Annotated in this window: 14 protein-coding genes; 10 read left to right on the top strand and 4 right to left on the bottom strand. The window is 71.2% G+C overall.

Features of this window, described 5'->3' with window-relative positions; genetic code table 11:
• Positions 1–136: 136 nt before the first annotated feature.
• Positions 137–2,197, bottom strand: coding sequence for an NADPH-dependent 2,4-dienoyl-CoA reductase (locus BM393_RS17955; protein ID WP_091729546.1), 2,061 nt, complete (start codon positions 2,195–2,197; stop codon positions 137–139).
• Positions 2,198–2,401: 204 nt separating this feature from the next.
• Here BM393_RS17955 and BM393_RS17960 point away from each other — a divergent pair, with 204 nt between their 5' ends.
• Positions 2,402–3,691: a DUF4397 domain-containing protein gene (locus tag BM393_RS17960; RefSeq protein WP_091729549.1), complete on the top strand. Its 1,290-nt coding sequence runs from the start codon at positions 2,402–2,404 to the stop codon at positions 3,689–3,691.
• 357 nt (positions 3,692–4,048) lie between these two features.
• Entirely contained in the window at positions 4,049–4,801 is a 753-nt protein-coding gene (locus BM393_RS17965) for a hypothetical protein (protein WP_254783488.1), read from the top strand.
• On the opposite strand, the gene BM393_RS25810 is transcribed toward BM393_RS17965, so the two are convergent.
• Complete coding sequence (locus tag BM393_RS25810; protein ID WP_175538400.1) at positions 4,777–5,112, bottom strand: DUF2834 domain-containing protein; 336 nt, start codon at positions 5,110–5,112, stop codon at positions 4,777–4,779. The genes BM393_RS17965 and BM393_RS25810 overlap by 25 nt on opposite strands.
• Before the next feature lie 121 nt (positions 5,113–5,233).
• Here BM393_RS25810 and BM393_RS17975 point away from each other — a divergent pair, with 121 nt between their 5' ends.
• The 3 genes from BM393_RS17975 to BM393_RS17985 all read left to right on the top strand — a co-directional run bounded on the left by BM393_RS17975 (position 5,234) and on the right by BM393_RS17985 (position 8,314).
• Positions 5,234–6,025 carry a helix-turn-helix domain-containing protein gene (locus BM393_RS17975; RefSeq protein WP_091731775.1) on the top strand — a complete coding sequence of 264 codons (792 nt, stop codon included), beginning with the start codon at positions 5,234–5,236 and terminating at the stop codon, positions 6,023–6,025.
• A 122-nt stretch (positions 6,026–6,147) separates the two neighbouring features.
• The gene (locus BM393_RS17980) at positions 6,148–6,636 is read left to right on the top strand and encodes a GFA family protein (protein ID WP_091729563.1); all 489 of its coding nucleotides are present in this window, start codon (positions 6,148–6,150) and stop codon (positions 6,634–6,636) included.
• A gap of 88 nt (positions 6,637–6,724) precedes the next feature.
• Positions 6,725–8,314 (top strand): thioredoxin fold domain-containing protein, encoded by a 1,590-nt coding sequence (locus BM393_RS17985; protein WP_254783489.1) that lies wholly within the window; start codon positions 6,725–6,727, stop codon positions 8,312–8,314.
• A 34-nt stretch (positions 8,315–8,348) separates the two neighbouring features.
• Here BM393_RS17985 and gstA read toward each other — a convergent pair whose 3' ends face one another.
• Complete coding sequence (gstA, locus tag BM393_RS17990; protein ID WP_091729567.1) at positions 8,349–8,957, bottom strand: glutathione transferase GstA; 609 nt, start codon at positions 8,955–8,957, stop codon at positions 8,349–8,351.
• Between the two features lie 202 nt (positions 8,958–9,159).
• Here gstA and BM393_RS17995 point away from each other — a divergent pair, with 202 nt between their 5' ends.
• The 4 genes from BM393_RS17995 (at position 9,160) to BM393_RS18010 (ending at position 13,294) form a co-directional block, all read left to right on the top strand.
• On the top strand, positions 9,160–9,657 hold the full coding sequence (locus BM393_RS17995; RefSeq protein WP_091729572.1) for a MaoC family dehydratase: 498 nt from the start codon (positions 9,160–9,162) through the stop codon (positions 9,655–9,657).
• Positions 9,658–9,723: 66 nt separating this feature from the next.
• Entirely contained in the window at positions 9,724–11,307 is a 1,584-nt protein-coding gene (locus tag BM393_RS18000; RefSeq protein WP_091729575.1) for an alpha/beta fold hydrolase, read from the top strand.
• Positions 11,304–12,119 (top strand): ATP-binding cassette domain-containing protein, encoded by an 816-nt coding sequence (locus BM393_RS18005; protein WP_091729580.1) that lies wholly within the window; start codon positions 11,304–11,306, stop codon positions 12,117–12,119. Before BM393_RS18000 ends, BM393_RS18005 begins: the two co-directional genes overlap by 4 nt.
• Positions 12,116–13,294 carry an ABC transporter permease gene (locus tag BM393_RS18010; protein WP_091729585.1) on the top strand — a complete coding sequence of 393 codons (1,179 nt, stop codon included), beginning with the start codon at positions 12,116–12,118 and terminating at the stop codon, positions 13,292–13,294. The genes BM393_RS18005 and BM393_RS18010 overlap by 4 nt, the downstream gene beginning before the upstream one ends.
• A gap of 2 nt (positions 13,295–13,296) precedes the next feature.
• Here BM393_RS18010 and BM393_RS18015 read toward each other — a convergent pair whose 3' ends face one another.
• Positions 13,297–13,542, bottom strand: coding sequence for a hypothetical protein (locus BM393_RS18015; protein ID WP_091729590.1), 246 nt, complete (start codon positions 13,540–13,542; stop codon positions 13,297–13,299).
• A gap of 362 nt (positions 13,543–13,904) precedes the next feature.
• On the opposite strand from BM393_RS18015, the gene BM393_RS18020 reads away from it, so the two are divergent.
• Positions 13,905–14,618 carry a helix-turn-helix transcriptional regulator gene (locus BM393_RS18020; RefSeq protein ID WP_091729594.1) on the top strand — a complete coding sequence of 238 codons (714 nt, stop codon included), beginning with the start codon at positions 13,905–13,907 and terminating at the stop codon, positions 14,616–14,618.
• Positions 14,619–14,683: the final 65 nt, after the last annotated feature.

Raw genomic sequence — 14,683 nt, forward strand, 5'->3', positions numbered from 1 at the left:
GCATGGCTCACCCAAGCTTTTCTTATGAATGGAGGGGCAACAGCTGGCCCCATGTCGGCGGCGGCCGCGTGTGGCGGCCGCTCCCTTTGGCTCGACCTTCGGAGTATCGGCGCGCGGCTGAAGGGGCCGCTAGGGTTTACAGCGAGGCCGCCACCTGGGTTCCCTGCAGGATTGCACGCTTTGCGTCCAATTCTTTCGCCTCGGCCGAACCGCCGATCAGGTGCACCGACCGGCCCGCCGCGCGCAGCGGCGCCTCGAGTTCGCGCAAGGGTTCCTGGCCGGCGCACAGCACGATGGTGTCGCAGTCGATGCGCTCGGGCTCGGTGCGGTCCTCGCCCCGGCTGATCCACAGGCCCGCCGCGTCGATGCGCTCGTACTGCACGCCGCCGATCATCCGTACACCGTGCGTCTTCAGCGCCGCGCGATGGATCCAGCCGGTGGTCTTGCCCAGGCCGGCGCCGAGCTTGCCGGCGCGGCGCTGCAGCAGCGTGATCTCGCGCTCGGCCGGCTCGGGTTGCGGACGCGCCAGGCCGCCGCGGGTCTCCTGCGGATCGCCGACGCCCCAATGCCGGCGCCAGGCGGGCGCATCCAGCGCCAGCGAGTGCCCCTGCTCCAGCAGGAACTCCGACACGTCGAAGCCGATGCCGCCCGCGCCGACCACCGCCACGCGGCGGCCGACCGGCTTCTCGCCGCGCAGCACTTCCAGGTAGGTCAGAACCTGGCCCCGCGCGACGCCTTCCTCCTGGCCGGGGATGCGCGGGTCGCGCGGCGTGACGCCGGTGGCGAGCAGCACCTCGTCGTAGTCCATCAGGTCCTGGGCGCCGACGCGCCGGCCCAGCTGCGGCGTCACGCCCAGCAGTTCCAGCCGCCGCTTGAAGTAGCGCAGCGTCTCGTGGAACTCCTCCTTGCCGGGGATGCGCTTGGCCAGGTTGAACTGGCCGCCGATCTCGGTGGCGGCGTCGATCAGGGTGACGGCATGGCCGCGCTCGGCCAGCGTCGTCGCGGCGGCCAGGCCAGCCGGTCCGGCGCCGACCACGGCCACGCGCTTGCGCCGCTGCTCCGGGGCCACCGGCACGATGCGCAGCAGCGTCTCGTGGCCGGCGCGCGGGTTGACCAGGCAGGACGCGACCTCCTGCTTGAAGACATGGTCCAGGCAGGCCTGGTTGCAGGCGATGCAGGTGTTGATCTCGTCGGCGCGGCCCTCCGCGGCCTTGCGCACGAAGGCGGGGTCGGCCAGCAGCGGCCGCGCCATCGAGACCATGTCGGCCGAGCCGTCGGCCAGCACCGACTCGGCGACCTCCGGCGTGTTGATGCGGTTGCTGGTGATCAGCGGGATGCGCAGGCCCTCGGCGTGCAGCTGGTCGCGCAGCTTCTTCGTGACCCAGGCGAAACCGGCCCGCGGCACGCTGGTGGCGATCGTCGGGATGCGGGCCTCATGCCAGCCGATGCCGGTGTTGATGATGGTCGCGCCGGCCTGGGCGACGGCGCGCGCGAGCTGCAGCACCTCGTCCCAGCTGCCGCCGTCGGGGACCAGGTCCAGCATCGACAGGCGGTAGATGATGATGAAGTCCGGCCCGACGGCCTCGCGCATGCGGGTCAGGATCTCCACCGGCAGCCGCATGCGGCGCGCGAAGTCGCCGCCCCAGGCATCGTCGCGCTGGTTGGTCGCGGCGACCAGGAACTGGTTGATGAAGTAGCCCTCGGAGCCCATCACCTCCACGCCGTCGTAGCCCGCTTCGCGCGCCAGCACGGCGCAGCGGATGAAGGCGCGGATCTGGCGCTCGATGCCGCGCTCGCTCAGCGCATGCGGCGTGAAGGGCGAGATCGGCGACTTCAGCGCCGAGGGCGCGACGTTGAACGGGTGGTAGCCGTAGCGGCCGGTGTGCAGGATCTGCAGCGCGATCTTGCCGCCCTCGGCATGGACCGCGCGCGTGATGGCCTGGTGCCGCCGCGCGGCGCCGCCGGTCATCAAGGTGCCGGCGAAGGGCTTGGCCCAGCCGGCGATGTTGGGCGCGTAGCCGCCGGTGACGATCAGGCCGACCTGGCCGCGGGCGCGCTCGGCGAAGTACTCGGACAGGCGCCCGATGTGCTTGCGCGAGTCCTCCAGCCCCGTGTGCATGCTGCCCATCAGCACGCGGTTCCTGAGGGTGGTGAAGCCCAGGTCCAGGGGCGACAGCAGCTGCGGGTAGGCATTCATGGCGCGGATGCTAGCGGCGCGCCCGCCGGCCGTTTAGAGAGTGGAACCCAGGAGGGAAGACCCCAGGTGCGCCCCGCGCTGGGCCGGGCGCCAGCAATGCTGTGTCGGTCTTGATATGGAACTACACAAACCTGGCAAGCGGCCACAAGCCGCAGCAACACGGGCCTCGTTCAATCCCGCCATCCTCAATCGGAGTGTCGGACGATGCGATTCAAGACCTGGGCCTGGGGCCTGAGCGTGGCCGCGGCCACCCTGCTGACCGCCTGCGGGGGCGGCGGTGACAGCAGCACGGCGCAGATGCGCCTTCTCAACGCCAGCATCGGCTATGCCGCGCTGGACATGTCGGTGGACAGCACGACGGTCAACTCCGCCGTGGCCTACGCCGGGGTCGGCAGCTATGCCGACGTGAAGACCTCCGCCACCGGCACCGAGATCCAGAGCAACAGCGTCGGCAGCACGCTGGCCTCGTCCACGCCGACGCTGGCGGCCGGCAGCCACTACGCGATGATCGCCTACGGCTCGGCGGGCTCGCTGCAGACGACGCTGCTGCAGGAGGACCAGGAAGCGCCGGCCTCCGGCAAGTCCAAGCTGCTGGTGCTGAACCTGGCGCCGGACGCGGGCTCGATGGACGTCTACGTCACCGGCGCGGACGAGACGCTGGACACCGCGTCGACGGTGGCGGCCGGCATCGCGGCCGGCTCGGGCAGCGGTTACGTGTCGCTGAACAGCGGCACCTTCCGGGTCCGCCTGACCGCCGCCGGCTCCAAGAGCGACGTGCGCCTGGACATCCCCAGCATCACCCTGCCCTCGGCCGGCGTCTCGACGCTGGTGCTGACCGGCAGCGCCGGCGGCGTGCTGGTCAACGGCATCCAGCTGATCCAGCAGGGCGCGACGACCAACTTCCCCAACACCACCGCGCGGGCGCGGCTGGTGGCGGCGGTGGGCGGCAGCGCGCTGGTGTCGGGCTCGGTCGGCCAGACGGCGCTGATGCCGACCTCGGTCGCGCCGACGATCGGCGATTACACGACCCTCACGGCCGGCGCGGCCGACCTGTCGGTCTACGTCAACGGCCAGCTGATGTCCTTCGCCAAGCCGACGCTGGTGGCGGGCAACGACTACACGCTGATGGTGTGGGGCCCGGCGGCGAGTCCGCAGCTGGCGGTGCTGACCGATGACAACCGCCTGCCCACCAGCCCGACGACGACCGCCAAGATCCGCCTGGTCAACGGCGTGGCGAGCGCCGCAACCGGCCTGACGCTGAACGTGGACTACAGCGCGCTGGCGTCGAACGTGGTGGCCGGGACCGCCTCGACGGCGCAGACGACGCCGGCCTCGACCTCGGCGCTGCTGACGGTGACCTCGCCGTCGTCGACAACGCCGGTGTACTCGCTGAGCGATCTGGGCATCACGGCGGGTTACGTCTACACCGTCTTCGTGATGGGCGACAGCACCGCGATGGTGGGCTCGCTGCGCCGCGAACGCACCAACAACTGACGCGCCGAAAGCGCTGAAATGCGCCGGCCGGGCTCTGGCCCGGCCCTCGGGCCCGTCGATCCGGGCCCAGCAACTTCCTCCCTGTTGGCCACGTCCTCTCACGAGGCGTGGCTTTTTTTCTCCTGTTGAGATCCTCGCCCACCTTTCGCGGTCCGCATGGCTGGACCGGAAGAGGTCTGTCGGGTTTAGGGCTCCCATCAGAACCTTTATGAGCCCTGATAGTCGCCATGACGTCCATTATTCGACCGGGCGGCGTGATAGGCGACGGGGCGCGTGGTAGCACGTGTCCAGGCCCGCCGGGCAAGCGCGTCAGGCAGCACCGCGCATGCCGCGACGTGGCTGCTGCCGGGTTTCGCCATGCCTGTCGGGCAACATCGCCGGATGTCCTCGCCGCCGCTCCGTCCCACCGTGATCCAGATCCGCCGCCTGCGCCAGCTGTGGCGCTCGGCGGGCTGGCCGTGCCAGGACATGCTGGAGGTGGAGCTGCTGGCGCTGGGCTGGCTGGAGCGCCAGCAGGACGCGCACGGCCGCGAGACGCTGCGGCTGACCGCCCCCGGCATCGAGGTCCTGCACCTGGGCCTGCGCAGGAACCGCGCCGCCCGCGACCGGCACGAGGACCTGGTCGGCCGGATGGCCGTGGAGCTGCAGCGCGCGGGGCGCGTGGTCTGGCGCGGACTGTCGCTGCGCGCCGGACTGCCGCGCGAGGACGAACCCGACCGCCTGCGCTGGGTCAACGCGATGCCCGACGTCTATTCGGTGCGCAACACCACCGTCGAGGACTACCTCGAACCGGCCGTCCACGAGATCAAGGTCAGCCGCGCCGACCTGCTCTCGGAACTCCGCCGCCCGGCCAAGGCACAGGCCTACCTCGCGCTGAGCGGCCAGTGCTGGTACGTGCTGCGCGCAGGCATCGCCGCGGTGGAGGAAATCCCGCCCGCCTTCGGCGTGCTGTTCGCGCATGAGCTGGGCGAGGGCTGGCGCTTCGAGCTGGGCCGTCCGGCGCCGCGCCGGCCGATGAAGCCGGACTTCGGCACCTGGATGGCGCTCGCGAAGGCGGCGCCCGAAGCGCCGCCGCTGGACGAGGGTCAGGACTTGCTGGGCGAGGCCTGAAGGCCGTCGGCCCGGGGCGCCGGCGCGGTCGCGGCCTTGGGCGCCAGCAGCAGGTACAGCAGCGGACCGACCGAGCCGGCCGCCAGCGTGATCACCGCATACGGCCAGAAGCGACGGCCCTGCTGCCGCGCGTCGCGCCACAGGAAGCCCAGCAGCAGCACGCAGGCGATCATCAGGTCGGCCACCGCCTGGCGGCTGCCGGGCCGCTCGAACAGCGACATCCACAGGCCGACGTAACCCAGCTCCACGACGACGTGCATCGAATACGCACCGAACACGGCCAGCACCAGGGCGAGGGAGATCTTCAGCATGACGGGCTCCTTGAGGTCATCGACGGGTTGAACATGGCGGTCAGTCTCGTCGGCGGCGCGCGCCGGCTCAATGACCTCCGAGGTCATTGCCGCCCTCCACCCCGCGGCTAGCATGCCCCGCATGAACACGTTCACCGCCTCGACCTCCGCGACCTCCCCCGTCACGGTGCTGCTGCCGCAGCTGCGCCGCGAGCGCCGCCTGAGCCAGCTCGAGCTGTCGCTGCGCGTGGGCGTGTCGCAGCGCCACCTGAGCTGCATCGAGACCGGCCGCGCGCGGCCCAGCCGCGAGATGCTGATCGCGCTGCTGGACGCGCTGGACGCGCCGCTGCCGCGTCGCAACGAGGCGCTGCTGGCCGCCGGCTACGCGCCGCACTATCCGCGCCGCTCACTCGACGATCCCGACCTCGGCGCGGTGCGCGAGGCGCTGCGCCGTCTGCTCGACGCGCACGACCCCGCGCCCGCGCTGGTGCTGGACGGCGGCTGGAACCTGGTGATGGCCAACCGCGGCGCGCACCGGCTGATGACGCTGCTGGGCGTCGACGCCGAGGCGATGCTCCAGCCGGGCTTCAACCTGCTGCGCGCCTGCCTGCAGCCGGGCGGGCTGCGCGCGCTGTGCGAGAACGAGGCCGAGGTCTGCGCCGCGCTCTGGAGCCGCGCCCAGCACGAGGCCGCGCATTTCGCCGAGCTCAAGCCGCTGCTGGAGGAACTGCGTCCGCATGTGCCGCAGCGCGTCACGCCGCACGCACACACGCCGCTGCTGCACACGCGACTGCGCTCGTCGGCGGGCGTGCTCAGCCTGTTCTCGGCGTTCACCAGCTTCGGCTCGCCACTGGACGTCACGCTGGCGTCGCTGCGCGTGGAGCATTTCTTCCCCGCGGACGCCGCGACGCGCCGCGCGCTCGCGGACGGCTGAGCCCTGCTCCGCCGGCGACGGCCGCGAGCCGCGCCGTCCCCGTTTCGCGCGGCGGCGCGGCACTGGCACTCGCCGTTTTCGGCCGGCTATCCTGCGCCCTCCGCATCAGGAGGAGACACGCCATGAGCGACACCCCGGAGAGCTTCGAAGGCGGCTGCGACTGCCGCCAGGTCCGCTACCGCATGACCAGCCGGCCGCTGTTCGTCCACTGCTGCCATTGCCGCTGGTGCCAGCGCGCCAGCGGCGCGGCCTTCGCGCTCAACGCGCTGATCGAGGCGGACCGCGTGGAGCTGCTCGCAGGCGAGCCGGTGCCGGTGATGAATCCGTCGGCGAGCGGCAAGGGCCAGAAGATCTGGCGCTGCCCGACTTGCTGGATCGCGGTGTGGAGCAACTACGCCGGCGCCGGCGACGCGATGCGCTTCGTGCGCGTGGGCACGCTCGACGAGCCGGACCGGCTGCCGCCGGACATCCACATCTTCACCGCCTCCAAACAGCCCTGGGTGCAGCTGCCGCCGGGCGCCGTCGCCGTGCCCGAGTACTACGACGCCCGCGAACGCTGGCCCGCCGAGAGTCTGCGGCGCGGCGCGATCCTGCGGGGCAAGCAAGGTTAGAAGCGTCCCGCATATCGGGCGGGCCGGCGCGGCGCCACAATGCCGCCTTCCCTCGACACCGACGGCTCACGAGGCCGCGCGTTCCGCCATGACTTTCCGCACCTCGACCGCCCGGCGCCTGCGCTCGGCCGCCCGCCTGACCGTTCTTGCCGCCGCGCTGTCCACGATCGGCGCGATCCCGGCGCTGATGCCCGTGGCGACCGCCGCGAGCGCGGCGTCCTCGGTGTCGTGGCAGGAAGCCTCCGGCGACGCCGACATCGAGCGCGCCTTCGCCCAGGCCCGCGGCGAGAAGAAGCCGGTGCTGCTGTACTGGGGCGCCAAGTGGTGCCCGCCGTGCAACCAGCTCAAGGCCACGCTGTTCAACCGCGCCGACTTCATCGAGCAGTCGCGCGCCTTCGTCGCGGTGCACATCGACGGCGACAACCCCGGCGCCCAGCGCCTGGGCGCGCGCTTCAAGGTGCGCGGTTATCCGACCATGATCCTGTTCGGCAACGACGGCCAGGAGCTCACGCGCCTGCCGGGCGAGGTCGACGCACCGCAGGTGCTGCGCGTGCTGCAGCTGGGCCTGGCCGGCGGCCGGCCCGTCAAGACGGTGCTGGCCGATGCCCAGGCGGGCCGGAAGCTGTCCGCCAACGAGTGGAAGCTGCTGGGTTTCTATTCCTGGGAGACCGACGAGCAGCAGCTGGTGCCCGCCGCGCAGCGGCCCGCGCTGCTGGCGCGGCTCGCCGCGGCGAGCCAGGGCGTCGATGAGGAAACCACCACCCGGCTGTGGCTCAAGGCGCTGGCCGCCACCGAGGGCGGCGGCGCGCTCAAGGCGGATGCCGCGCTGCGGTCCCGCGTGGAGCAGGTGCTGGCGGATCCGGCCGCTGCCCGCGCGCAGATGGATGTGCTGAGCAACAACGGCGACGACATCGTCCGCGCGCTGGCGCCCGCCGCGGGTCCGGAGCGGCAGGCGCTGGTCGCGAAGTTCGACGTGGCGCTCAAGCGCTTCGAGGCCGACGCCTCCCTGTCGCGGGCCGACCGCCTGCAATCGCTGATCGCGCGGGTCGAGCTGGCGCGGCTGGACCAGTCCAAGACCGAGCTGACGCCCAAGCTGCCCGCACCGCTGCTGGCGGAGGTGAAGGCGCATGCCGCCAAGGTCGACAAGGAGGTCACCGACGGCTATGAGCGTCAGGCGGTGATCACGTCAGCGGCCTTCCTGCTCGGACGCGCCGGCCTGTGGAGCGACAGCGACGCGCTCCTCAAGGCCAGCCTGGCCAAGAGCCACAGCCCGTATTACCTGATGAGCTCGCTGGGCGGCAACGCTCGCAAGCAAGGTCGCAAGGAAGAGGCGCTGCGCTGGTACGAGGAGGCCTTCAACAAGAGCGAAGGGCCGGCGACGCGGTTGCAGTGGGGGTCGAATTACCTGAGCGCGCTGGTCGAGCTGGCGCCGCAGGACGCGGCACGCATCGAGAAGGCCGCCTCGCAGCTGCTGGCCGAGGCGGGGAAGGACAAAGGCGCGTTCTACGAGCGCAGCGCGCGTGCGCTGCAGAAGGTCGGCAGCCAGCTGGTGGCGTGGAACGCGAAGGGGCAGCATGAGGCCACCCTCGCGCGGCTGCGGACGCAGCTCGATGGCGTGTGCGCGAAGCAGGACGCCGATGACAAGGGCGCCTGCGAGTCGCTGCTGAAGAAGGGGTGAGGCCGCTGGCCCTCACCCCCACCGAGGGCCCCGACTACTTCAGCAGGCCTTCCGCCTTCATGGCTTCCTGAACGGCCGGCCGGGCCGCGACGCGTCCGCGGTAGGCCACCAGATTGGGGTAGCCGGCGAGATCCACGCCCACATGCTGGGCCCAGTTCGAGACGGTGAACAGGTAGGCATCCGCGACCGAGAACTGCTCGCCCATCAGGAACTGCTTGCCTTCGAGCTGGCCGTCGATCCACTTGAAGCGCTCATGCAGCTTGCTGCGGAACACGCCCTTGGCGTCCTCCGAGACCGCCGGGTTGAACAGCGGGCTGAAGGTCTTGTGCAGCTCGGACGTGATGAAGTTGAGCCACTCCTGCAGCCGGTAGCGCGCCATCGTGCCGTTGGCCGGCGCGAGCTGCTTGTCGGGCGCCTGGTCGGCGATGTACTGGACGATCGCCGGCCCTTCGGTCAGCCGCTGGCCGTCGTCGAGCTCCAGCAGCGGCACATACCCCTTGGGATTGATGCCGTAGTAATCGGTCCCGTCCTGCAGCTTGTGGGTCTTGGTGCTGGCCAGCACCGGCTCGAAGGCCAGGCCGGCCTCGCGCAGGACGATGTGCGGCGACAGCGAGCAGGCGCCGGGGCTGTAGTAGAGCTTCATGGGGTCTCCTTCGACGTGGCCCGCTCGGCAGCGAACGGGCGATGGGGGAACGGATTGGGGAAGCGGAACCCGGGGACCATACGCGCCCAACCGGACGGGCGCAATGCCGAGGGCGGCGCGCGGGGATGTCGCCGTCGCGCCAATCGCCCGTCGGCCGCGCGCCTACAGTCGCCCGGTCGCGACTTGTCCGAGGACCTGACCGATGAGCACCCCTACGCCCGCCCCCGCCCCGACTGCCGCTCCGGCCTCCTCCCCGACCCATGCCTTCGAGGACTTCAGCGTCGGCCAGGTCCGCGAGTTCGGCTCGCGCCTTGTCGACCGCGAAGAGGGCCTGGCCTTCGCCGCGGCCTACGACCCGCAGCCGCTGCACCTGGACGAGGACGCCGCCAAGGCCTCGGTGCTGGGCGGCCTCTCGATCAGCGGCTGGCACACCTGCGCGCTGGTGATGCGGATGATGTGCGACGCCTACCTGCTGGACTCGACCAGCCAGGGCTCCCCCGGCATCGACCAGCTGCGCTGGCTCAAGCCGGTGCGCCCCGGCGACACGCTGCGGGTGCGCATGACCGTGCTCGAGACCAAGGACAGCCGCAGCCGCCCGGCCATCGGGCTGGTGCGCTCGAGTTGGGAGGTCTTCAACCAGAAGGACGAGCTGGTCATGACCATGGACGGCTGGGGCATGTTCGGTCGCCGCGGGACCTGACCGAAGGCACCCGGCCGCGTCTCTCCCGCTGGCCATAATCGCCGGGCACGACGGAGGAGAGAGTCCATGTTGACGCGTCCCGGGGCAAGGCCTGCCCCCCGAGCCCGGCCGGTCCCGGCCCTGCGACCGAAGGCGGCGGCTTCAGCAGCAGCGTTCGCAGCGGCGATCGCGGCAGCGCTCGCGCTGGCCGCCGGCGGCGCCCGCGCCGCATCGCCCGAGGCGGCCCCACCGCTGAAGGCCTGCCGCGTCGACGGTGTCTCCACCGAGGTGCTGTGCGGCCAAGTCAGCCGGCCGCTAGATCCAGCCCGGCCCGACGGCGTGCGCATCGACATCCGCTATGTCGTGGTGCCCGCGCTGGCCCGCAACAAGCTGCCCGACCCGGTGCTGCTGCTGGCCGGTGGTCCCGGCCAGAGCGCCATCGCGCTGACGGCCTCGGTGATGCCCCGGCTGTCGCGGTTGAACTATCGCCGCGACCTGGTCTTCATCGACCAGCGCGGCACCGGCCGCTCGGCGCCGCTCTCCTGCCCCGACAACAGCGACCGCAGCCTGGACGAGCTGCTCAAGCCCGGCGCCAAGGTCCGGCTGCTCGAGCAATGCCGCGACGCGCTGCAACGGCTGCCCCACGGCGACCTGCGCTTCTACACCACGACGATCGCGATGCAGGACATGGACGCCGTGCGCGCGGCGCTCGGCGTCGAGCGCTGGAACCTGATCGGCGCGTCCTACGGCACCCGCGCGGCGCTCGAGTACCAGCGCCAGTTCCCCGACCGGGTGCGCCGCGCCGTCATCGACGGCGTCGCGCCGCCGGACATGGTGCTGCCGGTCAGCTTCTCGCAGGACGCGCAGCGCGCGCTGGACCTCAGCTTCGCCGCCTGCGCCCAGGCCGCCGACTGCCAGGCCCGCTATCCCGCGCTGAAGGCGGAATGGCAGGCGCTGCTCAAGGGCATGCCGCGCAAGGTGGCCTTCACCCATCCGCTGACCGGGCGGCCGGAGGAAGTCACCCTGACGCGCGAAGGCCTGCTGGGCCTGGTGCGCCCGCCGCTGTACGCGCCCCAGGTCGCCGCGGCGCTGCCGGCGGCCATCCATGAAGCCTCGCTGGGCCGCTTCGACGCGCTGGCGGGGCTGGCCGGCCAGCTCGGCGGCGGCTCGCGCGCGATGCGGATCTTCGAGGGCATGCACTTCTCGGTGATCTGCGCCGAGGACGCGCCCCGCATCGCCGCCTCGACCGAGGCGCCCTCGCCCGACTTCGGCACCCTGGACCGCGACCTCTACGCGCGCGTCTGCGCCAGCTGGCCGCGCGGCGCGGTCGAGCCCGCGTTCTATGCCCTCCCGCCGGCCCGCCATCCGGTGCTGATCGCCAGCGGCGGCAACGATCCCGCCACGCCCGAGCGCCACGGCCAGCGCGTGCAGGCCGCGCTGGGCGCGCAGGCGCGGCATGTGGTCGTGCCCACCGCGGGCCATGGCGTCGTGCTGGCGCTGCCCTGCATGCGCGACGTGCTGTTCCGCTTCATCGACGCACCGCGGGATGCCGATGCCCTGGCCGTCGACGCGAATTGCGCCCTCAAGCTGCCGCGCCCGCCCGCCTTCCTGCCCCCCACCCCGGCGACCCTCGCGGCCGCCGCCTCCGCCGTCCGGGAGTCCGACCGATGATCCGCCTGCATGCCCTCCACAAGGCCTTCCAGACGCGCGGCGGCGGCGGCTCGCTGGCGGCCCGCTTCGGCCGCAAGGGCCCGGCGCGCACCGTCGTCGCGGTCGATCACCTGGACCTGGACGCGCCCAACGGCCGCATCACCGGGCTGCTCGGCCCCAACGGCGCGGGCAAGACGACCTCGCTGCGGATGCTGGCGGGCCTGTTCCCGCCGGACCGGGGCGCGATCGAGGTCGACGGCGTGGACGTGCTGCGCTCGCCGCGCGAGGCGCTGTCGCGCATGGGCATCCTGGGTGACGCCCATGGCCTGTACCCGCGCCTGACCGCGCGGGAGAACATCGTCTACTTCGCGCGGCTGCAGGACCTGCCGATGGAGCAGGCCCAGGCGCGGGCGGAGTCGCTGGCGGAACTGCTGGACATGCGCGCCATCCTGGACCGCCGCGCCGAGGGCTTCAGCCAGGGCGAACGGATGAAGACGGCGCTGGCCCGCGCGCTGGTGCACGACCCGGCCAACATCGTGCTGGACGAACCGACCAACGGGCTGGACGTGGTCGCCACGCGCGCGCTGCGCGAGGTGCTGCGCCACCTGCGCTCGCCGGCCGGCGGTGCCAAGTGCATCGTCTTCTCGAGCCACATCATGCAAGAGGTGGAACAGCTCTGCGACCAGGTCGTGGTGATGTCGCATGGGCGCTCGGTCGCGACCGGCACCGTCGACGGCCTGCTCGCGCAGACGGGCCGCCAACGCTTCGAGGACGCCTTCGTCGACCTCGCCTTCCCCGAGGCCGCGCACGCGCGCCACCTGGAGTCCGCATGAACGGTCCCTTCCTCAAGGCTTTCCGCACCGTCTTCGCCAAGGAGATCGTCGACGCGCTGCGCGACCGCCGCACGCTGCTGCGCCTGCTGGTGCCGGCGGTGCTGATGGGGCCGCTGCTGCTGATGCTGATGTCGGGCCTGACGGCCTCGCTGCAGGAACGCGCCGAGCAGCGCGAGCTGCTCGCCGTGGGCATCGAGCATGCGCCGACGCTGCGCAACTACCTCGAGCGCCAGACCTACACGATCAAGACCGCGCCGGCCGACTACGAGGCCCAGCTGCGCGCGTCCACGCTGAGCGATCCGGTGATGGTGGTGCCGGCCGACTTCGAGACGCTGCTGGCCGGCGGCGAAGCGCCGCGCATCGAGATCGTCACCGACAGCGCCAACCAGCGCGCCGAGGCCGGCGTGGGCACGATCAGCCGCCTGCTGCAGGGTTTCGGCAGCGAGCGCGCGACGCTGACGCTGGCGATGCGCGGCATCGGCGCGCGGCAGCTGCAGCCGGTCGAGGTCCAGGAACGCGACCTCGCCAGCCTGCAGGCGCGTTCGACGCGGCTGACCCAGATCCTGCCGATGTTCATCATGATGGCGGTGCTCTACGGCGCGCTGACCGCCGCGCTCGACAGCACCGCCGGCGAGCGCGAGCGCGGCTCGCTCGAGCCGCTGCTGGTCAATCCGGCGCCGCATGCCGCCATCGTCGCCGGCAAGTGGGCCGCGGTGATGATGGCGGGCCTGGCGGTGGCCGTGCTGTCCAACCTCAGCTTCCTGCCCGGCCAGTGGCTGATGCGCAGCGATGCGCTGGCGGCGATGTTCCAGTTCGGCTGGAGCGAGGCGCTGCGCTTCCTGCTGCTGCAGATCCCGCTGGCCGCGGGCCTGGCGGCGGTGCTGATGGCGCTGGCCATCCGCACCAAGACCTTCAAGGAAGCGCAGGCCAGCACCACGCTGGTGGTGACCGCGATCTCGCTGGCGCCGGTGGTGGCCATCATCCATCCCGGCGGCGAGGCCTCCTGGCACCTTTGGGTGCCGGGGCTGGGCCAGAACCTGCTCATGATGCAGGTGCTCAAGGGCGAGCCGCTGACCTTCGCGAAGGTGATGCCGACGGTGATCGTCGGCGCCGCGCTCACCGTGGCCGGGCTGGCGCTGGTGGCGCGCTCGATGCGCGCGGCCGTGGCGCGATGAGCTCAGTGCCGCGTCGCGAGCGCCAGCTGCACCTGCTCCTGCCACGGCAGCGTGTGCACGATGCCGTTGAGCTGGATGGCCGATTCGATGGGAGCGAGCACCTCGCCCTCGCCATTCAGGAACTGGAGATTGGTCACCAGTGCCATCGGATCGACCATCGACACGATGCCGTAAGGCATGCGCACCCAGTCCCAGGCCACGCCGGCGGCGCCGAATTCCGACTCGCCACTCCACAGGGTTTGCCCCATGGCCGGGTGATCCTCGTCTCCCGCCACCAACACGCGCGTGCTCAAATGCGCGAACTGTAAGCGGGGTAGACGCTGCACATCACACAATATTCGTGGCCACGCGTACACAATCCAAGCTGGTGTCATTGTCAGAATTGTTTGGTTTGGCTATTGCGGATCGGCGGTTGCTGCTTCTCCCCTTGACCAGCAGTGTGGTCATGATGGGCACGACCCGCCAGCTGTAAACCCTGTCAGGGGCGTGAATGCGTCACGTGGCCTATGCGGTCGCAGTGGGCGCGTGGCGGAACCCCGACGAGCCCGGCGCCCCCCGCGACAGCCACCCGAAGAGGCCCACAAGGCCGGCCGATGGGCCGGAGCGATCAATGCTGCAAGGCGGTTATCAATCAGTCCTGGAAGCGCGCTCACGCGAAGAGTTCCGCAGTGAGGTGATCCGCTTCGCGCAAAAACTGGATTTCCAGACGGTCTCGGCGATCACGGTGGTGGACCACACGCTGGCCGACACCGAGTTCATCACCATCGACAACTGCCCCGCCGGTTATGCGGAGGTGATGCACGCGCCCGAATTCGGCCGCCGCGATCCGGTCATGCAGCACTGCAAGCGCAACAGCATGCCCATCGTGTGGGACCGCCAGACCTACGCCCGCCACGGCGCGAGCGACATCTGGGAATCGCAGGCGCAATTCGGCTACAGCACCGGCATCTGCCTGGCGCTGCACCTGCCCGAAGGGCGGCACTTCGTGCTTGGCGTCGATCGCGACCAGCCGCTGCCCAGCGATTCGGGCCAGCTCACGCGCATGGTCGCGGACCTGCAGCTGTTCGCGGTGCACGCGGTCGACACCGCGCTGCGCGTGCTGCTGCCGGAGGAGAAGGTCACCGAATCGCCGCGGCTCACGCCGCGCGAGCTCGAGTGCCTGCATTGGACGATGGAAGGCAAGACCGCCTGGGAAGTCGGCGCCATCCTCAGCATCACCGAACGCACGGCGGTGCTGCACATCAACAATGCGATGCACAAGCTGGGCTGCTCCAACAAGCATCAGGCGGTGCTGAAGGCGCTCCGGCTGGGCCTGATTCGCTGATGCTGCCCGCGGCGGCACCTTGTAAACACTGTAAGAGCTGACAGTTATGCGTCAGGCGGCGCGCT

The sequence above is a fragment of the Mitsuaria sp. PDC51 genome (assembly GCF_900113225.1).
Classification (GTDB): Bacteria; Pseudomonadota; Gammaproteobacteria; order Burkholderiales; family Burkholderiaceae_C; genus Roseateles.

Bases quoted from the DNA above. Each gene is read 5' to 3' on its own strand.
- gstA (WP_091729567.1), bottom strand. From the start codon at position 8,957: ATGAAGCTCTACTACAGCCCCGGCGCCTGCTCGCTGTCGCCGCACATC.
- BM393_RS17995 (WP_091729572.1), top strand. From the start codon at position 9,160: ATGAGCACCCCTACGCCCGCCCCCGCCCCGACTGCCGCTCCGGCCTCC.
- BM393_RS17985 (WP_254783489.1), top strand. From the start codon at position 6,725: ATGACTTTCCGCACCTCGACCGCCCGGCGCCTGCGCTCGGCCGCCCGC.
- BM393_RS18005 (WP_091729580.1), top strand. From the start codon at position 11,304: ATGATCCGCCTGCATGCCCTCCACAAGGCCTTCCAGACGCGCGGCGGC.
- BM393_RS17975 (WP_091731775.1), top strand. From the start codon at position 5,234: ATGAACACGTTCACCGCCTCGACCTCCGCGACCTCCCCCGTCACGGTG.
- BM393_RS25810 (WP_175538400.1), bottom strand. From the start codon at position 5,112: ATGCTGAAGATCTCCCTCGCCCTGGTGCTGGCCGTGTTCGGTGCGTAT.
- BM393_RS18020 (WP_091729594.1), top strand. From the start codon at position 13,905: ATGCTGCAAGGCGGTTATCAATCAGTCCTGGAAGCGCGCTCACGCGAA.
- BM393_RS17965 (WP_254783488.1), top strand. From the start codon at position 4,049: ATGCCTGTCGGGCAACATCGCCGGATGTCCTCGCCGCCGCTCCGTCCC.
- BM393_RS17980 (WP_091729563.1), top strand. From the start codon at position 6,148: ATGAGCGACACCCCGGAGAGCTTCGAAGGCGGCTGCGACTGCCGCCAG.
- BM393_RS17960 (WP_091729549.1), top strand. From the start codon at position 2,402: ATGCGATTCAAGACCTGGGCCTGGGGCCTGAGCGTGGCCGCGGCCACC.
- BM393_RS18010 (WP_091729585.1), top strand. From the start codon at position 12,116: ATGAACGGTCCCTTCCTCAAGGCTTTCCGCACCGTCTTCGCCAAGGAG.
- BM393_RS18000 (WP_091729575.1), top strand. From the start codon at position 9,724: ATGTTGACGCGTCCCGGGGCAAGGCCTGCCCCCCGAGCCCGGCCGGTC.
- BM393_RS17955 (WP_091729546.1), bottom strand. From the start codon at position 2,197: ATGAATGCCTACCCGCAGCTGCTGTCGCCCCTGGACCTGGGCTTCACC.
- BM393_RS18015 (WP_091729590.1), bottom strand. From the start codon at position 13,542: ATGGGGCAAACCCTGTGGAGTGGCGAGTCGGAATTCGGCGCCGCCGGC.